The following is a 1,029-nucleotide window of genomic DNA, read 5'->3' on the forward strand; positions in this document are numbered from 1 at the left end:
GTATGCTGTACCCATTTTTCAGACAGAAATCTCAACGATTTAAGATAGGTTTTTAGTTTGATATTCTATTATCTTGGTTAAAGTCGGAGATAACTTTTGGCTATTTTAAAAGCCAAAAAAAGTTATTCTGATTTTATGCCACTTCTTTTTTGTAATAATTATTATAAGGAGTTCCATAATTTAGTGACTGATGAATTCGCCGTGTATTATAAAATTCAAAATAATCTTTGAGTCCTTTATAAAGGCCGATTCCGTCAGTATATGCTTGTAAATATACATTCTCGTATTTGACTGTCCTCCATAATCTTTCTATAAAAATGTTGTCAATAGCTCGTCCTTTACCGTCCATAGAAATTTTCATTCCATTGTTTAATAGTATATTGGTGTGAACCTCACTGGTATATTGACTTCCTTGATCTGTATTGAAAATTTCAGGCACACCATACTTTTGTATGGTTTCTTGCAAAATATCGGCACACCAATCGGCACTCATTGTATTGCTTACACTCCAGTTCAAAACAAATCTTGTATGCAAATCAATAATCGCAGTCAAATACATGAATCCTTTTGCCATAGGAATATAGGTGATATCTGTTGCCCACACCTGATTTTTATGGCTAATCTTCAAACCTTTGAGTAAATAAGGGTATTTCTTATGTTCTTTAATACTCATTGTTGTTTTAGGTTTTCTATAAATGGTTTGCCAATTGATGATTTGCATCAATCGTTTTACCCGTTTGCGATTCACTTTAAAACCTAAATCCTTGAGCCAGAACGTCAGTTTCCTGCAGCCATAAAATGGAGTATTAAAATACTATTGGTCTAGTAATTGCATTATTTTCAAGTTCTCTAAACTTTCCTGTTTTGTTTTATAATAAAGACCGCCACGATGAATTTCTAATAATCGACATTGTTTGACAATGCTCAATTTATTTTGGGTATCGACCATTTTCAATCGCTCACTGATGGATACTAACCCAGACTTTTTTTTAAAAAGTCATTCTCCAAAGTCAGCTGACCGATTCGAGC

The 1,029-nt window shown here is 33.0% G+C and carries 1 pseudogene; it reads right to left on the bottom strand.

From position 1 onward, the window contains the following. Positions 1-133: 133 nt before the first annotated feature. Positions 134-790, bottom strand: a pseudogene (locus ACP7AV_RS17150) (IS3 family transposase); the annotation flags it as partial. Positions 791-1,029 lie beyond the last annotated feature (239 nt).

Source organism: Flavobacterium sp. DSR3-2, from assembly GCF_049896525.1.
Classification (GTDB): Bacteria; Bacteroidota; Bacteroidia; order Flavobacteriales; family Flavobacteriaceae; genus Flavobacterium.